Source organism: Paranoxybacillus vitaminiphilus (genome assembly GCF_003259935.1).
Classification (GTDB): domain Bacteria; phylum Bacillota; class Bacilli; order Bacillales; family Anoxybacillaceae; genus Paranoxybacillus; species Paranoxybacillus vitaminiphilus.
This window is the reverse complement of the sequence record NZ_QLMH01000045.1, coordinates 1-4,464: the sequence shown is the minus strand read 5'-3', so window position 1 is coordinate 4,464 and position 4,464 is coordinate 1. Positions and strand designations below refer to the sequence as shown.

Sequence of the window (4,464 nt, the reverse complement as noted above, 5' to 3'; positions counted from 1 at the left end):
TGGCGTTTTACATAGGCGTTGTCCTCCAAACGAACCCGAACGGCCTCCGCCACCTTCCTTCCATCTTCGTACACATAGACGCCCCGTTCATCATAAGGGAAAAACTGCGCGTACGGCACAAACCGCGAGCAGTCATCGATATAGGCGATCAAAAACGTTTTCTGGGATTTCATAAAGGTAAGGAGGACATCCAACTCGTTGGCCCAAGATTGAACTTTTCTTGGATATTTGCTGGACCATTTCTACTCAAACTGTTGAAACATCTGTAATGCAATTGTCCTGATACACCGAATAAATTAACCAAGACTGCACCTTACCCCATTTTTATATACCTTTATTAAAGATGTTTGAGTATATTTTTCGCTGATTTTGTCCAATTTATGAATGAAATTCATTTTGAATAAAAAGGAAAACGAAGAAAACAGATAATTAAATGGATGTATGGCATTGATGAGCAAAAAAATGGTTATTGGGATTCATTAACAATTAAATGATGATCATTGACTGAATAAATTCCGTGGAATATAATGAAAATACAAATGTAGGGTAATTTTAAGATACCTACGAATGGCTTTTCGCTGCCATTAATTATCAGACTTGAAGTTGCGCCGATAAAAGGGCTGGACAAATAATTTGAAAACTTGTCGCTAATCCGCACGCGACTAACAAATGGCGGACTCGAAAACTTGTCGCTAATCCGCACGCGACTAACAAATGGCGGACTCGAAAACTTTTCAAAAAAGAAGCGGGATATCCGCTTCTTTTTTTGGACTCTTAGATAGGAGTATTAGAGATGTCCGAAAATTTTAAAATTTATTTTATCAAGGAAGAATTTTTTTCCATTACGGACTGGGCACAATATAAAATACCTATAAAAGAGAAAAGGCCTGTGTTAATTTTAGTCATTGAAAAAGAAGAATTCCCTGATGGGCTTTTTTGTATCCCCATCACAAAAGATGATGATAAAAACAGAAAGATAAAAGCATTATCGATGAAAAGGCCAGATTTTATACACCCGATTAAAATAAATCGATATGATAGTTATTTATTGATACAAAATATGTATATTCTTCATAAAGAATTCCTTGGAGAACAATATACTCTAAATGGCGTTCCTTTTGAAATTAAAAATACAAAGATTCAAAGAGAAATAATGAAAAAAGTTAAAAAAGTTGATGCACTTTTGAAACGAGGAATAATTAATTACGTGCCGAGGGAAAAAGTGTTTGAAATTCAATTAAAATATTTAGAAGAGAAAAAAAGAAAGAATCCTTGAAAAGAAAAATATAAATTTTATATCCGTGGTGCTAGTTGAGTCTTAACGCTCAACTAGCCCAAGAACAACAAGCGAGTAAGCCAGTAAAATACCATCCAGTGCCGTTTCAAATCCAAAAATCGAGTTCGCTCGAATCTCGGTGATCCGATACGAATCAACTAAAATCGAAAACACGGTTTCCACCACTTTGCGTTTTCGTTTCATCCACTGTTTTCATGCGTTGGGTTGGCGATTCGCTGATTTTTCCGAACAGGCGTCCAAAAAGCGATTCGTTGCTCTTCGTGCAGCTTCTTTTGCAGCTTTTGGATGATATACCCTTTGTCACCTAGGTTATACGGATGTGGAATTTGCGTCATAACGGTTTCAGCAGCCACCCGATCGTGACAAGACGCTTCAGTGACGACATATCCCATCGGAAGCCCTTGGTCGGTGACCTTGCAGATGAAGTTTCACCCCATCAAAAGCGATCTTTTTCGAAGCACAATAGCCAATATCGGCAATTCCACGAAATCGTTTGACGCGATGTATTCGAGCTGAATGACACAGCTCGATCGGCAAGCTGTCCACCACCGCATACGCATGGTGTTGCCCGCGCTTGGCCAGCTGGTGCCGCATCCATTTGATCGCAAAGCCAAGTGCCCGGTAGCGATGGTTGTACCGAGAACGTTCAGGGAACAAGGACTTGGGAAACAAATTCCCGATCACAAACCGGTGCCAAGCCCGTTCGGAAGTGAAGCCCAACAACTTTCCAAGGACATGGATGGTGATAATGACTTCGTCTTTCTGTTTCAACAAATGACGATTTCGACGTTGAAGATGAATCTGGATGCTCGACAGTTGAGCGGATACAAAGAATAAAATCGCTGCATATTGTTTTTGAAGTTTGGCTCGATCTGTTGTAAGATGAAAGTGCTCTTGCATGGGGATTCTCCTTTTCAATGTTTGATCGCACTTTCATTTTAAGGAGATCCTCATGCAAGGGCTATTTTTATGCCACGGGTGTATAAAATATTTTTTTATTAATATGTACATTGACGGTTGTAACCCAAAAACAAAATCAAGTATTTTTATAGATCTGCAATACGTATCCCCTCTTTATTATTATAAACTTGTAAACCCAGCCATTGACCTTATGCTTTTCCAAGGATAAAATGGGAGACAATCAAACGATTAAAGGAGTATGTATTTATATGCCTAGCTTTCAATATGGCAAGACAACGATAGATTATGCAATAGAGTATAAGCCAGAGAAGCGGGATGTGACGATATCGGTTGAGTGGTTAGAGGGAGTAAAGGTAGTAGCTCCTAAAGGTATAGAGGATTCGCTGTTAAATTCAATTCTTTATAAAAAAGCCCCATGGATTATTGATAAATGGCAGGCGTTGAATCAAATTTCCGATCCCCCCGCTCCAAAAGAATTTGTAAGTGGGGAGAAATTTGCTTATTTAGGGCGTAACTATCGGTTAAAAGTATATAAAAGCGAAGAAGTTACAAAGCCAGAGCTTATGTTTAAACAAGGTAAATTTATTGCCACGCTGCCACTGCATTTAACAGAAGAAGAGAGAATTACATTCTTTCAACAAGCATTCAAAGATTGGTATATTCAGCATGGGGAAACGAAATTACAGGAACGCTTAAAATTGTATTGCCCTAAAATGGGGGTAACTCCTGCTAAAATTAAACTAAAAGAACAAAAAATGCGCTGGGGAACATGTACGAACGAAGGAGCCATTTATTTAAATTGGAGAATTATGATGGCGCCAGTGCCGATTATCGATTATTTATTAGTACATGAATTGGCACATTTGAAATATCCGAATCACTCCAATGATTTTTGGCAATTTGTTCAATCTGTAATAACGGATTACGTGGAAAGAAAAGAATGGTTGCGTGTGAATGGCCCAACGTTAACTTTATAAAGACGAAAGCCTCCCTTGATTGATGGGAGGCTTATCGTTTATAATGTACCATCGCTAACGACATAATCTGTTGTGTGATGTTCTCTAACTGGTCTTTAGGAATTACACTTGCCCGCAACTGCTTTTTAATTTTCTTCCGCATTTCCCGTTTTACATCTTCTTTGTTTACCCAATCAATGACTTGACTTTCCTCGGCGATAATGTCTGTCACGAGATGTGTCAACGCATCGATCGCATCTTTATGTTCTTCGTCTGGAAGAATTTGTTGGAACAGTTGATAGAAAGGATATTGCTCTCGCGTAAAGCCAAGATTTTGCGCTTGTTGGTTGACGTTTCGCATATCATTGACCATGCTGCGTAGCTTTTCTACCAATTCGGCAATATCCATCATTTTTTTCCGTCTTGCTTCGATTAATTGTTCAAGTTTTTCTCTTAACGACGTGTAGTATACAGGGTTTTCTTCCAGCTTCACTTTAATCTCATGACGAATCGCATGTTCCATTTCCGCCGCCTGTGCTTCTTTTGAAGGGGCTTTTTCTAGCCGTTCATCAAACTTATTGGACAAAATATCAATTGGTTCATGGATGACTTCGACAGACTCAGCATATAAATGCTCTGCAATTAATTGTTTGACCTTCTCGCCACACTCGGAAATGTCCATTTGTTCGTCACGATATAACGTTTTTGCCATTTGCCGTACTTTACCTAAAAACTTTAAGTCTTCTACATATGGAGAAGCTTCAGGGTTCGGTAAAATCATATCCATTCGTTTGGAAAACTCTTTGAACGCTTTTTCAAATTCATGACGCACATCTTCAGGTTCTAATACTTGAACGCATGCATCGGCATCACTTCGGTTAATATAGTCGAAAAAGCTCATCGCTTTTCGGTGGGCTTGTTTTAACTTAGGCAATTCGCTTTCAATCGGGAGTAGCGCCCCTTGAATATCTTGTTTAGAGAAAATCGCAAGAGCTTTCTCCAAGAATTTGGATACACCAAAGTAGTCTACAATGAGTCCATACGTTTTTCCTTCATATGTACGGTTTGTACGGGCAATGGCCTGAAGAAGGTTATGCTCTTTTAATGGTTTATCTAAGTACATCACTTGCTCGATTGGTGCGTCAAAGCCTGTGAGAAGCTTATCACAAACAATTAAAATCGCCAGTTTGTCTTCTGTAAATTATCACTTTATTTCGGAACAAAAGAGCCATTTTTTTGCACATTCCTTCAGAAAGCCCTCTCCCCTTTTCTGAAAGAATGTGCTAAATT

General features: G+C 38.8%; 3 protein-coding genes and 1 pseudogene. 2 read left to right on the top strand and 2 right to left on the bottom strand.

All coding sequences use genetic code 11. The annotated features are described in order from the left end of the window. Positions 1–793: 793 nt before the first annotated feature. A complete protein-coding gene (locus B0I26_RS17940) occupies positions 794–1,276 on the top strand; it encodes a hypothetical protein (RefSeq protein ID WP_013878208.1) in 483 nt (160 codons plus the stop codon). Positions 1,277–1,318: 42 nt separating this feature from the next. Here B0I26_RS17940 and B0I26_RS17935 read toward each other — a convergent pair. Further along, positions 1,319–2,197, bottom strand: a pseudogene (locus tag B0I26_RS17935) (IS982 family transposase). Between the two features lie 269 nt (positions 2,198–2,466). On the opposite strand from B0I26_RS17935, the gene B0I26_RS17930 reads away from it, so the two are divergent. After that, positions 2,467–3,195 carry a M48 family metallopeptidase gene (locus B0I26_RS17930; RefSeq protein WP_111646690.1) on the top strand — a complete coding sequence of 243 codons (729 nt, stop codon included), beginning with the start codon at positions 2,467–2,469 and terminating at the stop codon, positions 3,193–3,195. A 31-nt stretch (positions 3,196–3,226) separates the two neighbouring features. On the opposite strand, the gene B0I26_RS17925 is transcribed toward B0I26_RS17930, so the two are convergent. Then, positions 3,227–4,309, bottom strand: coding sequence for a type I restriction enzyme endonuclease domain-containing protein (locus B0I26_RS17925; RefSeq protein WP_409991445.1), 1,083 nt, complete (start codon positions 4,307–4,309; stop codon positions 3,227–3,229). Between the last annotated feature and the right edge of the window lie 155 nt (positions 4,310–4,464).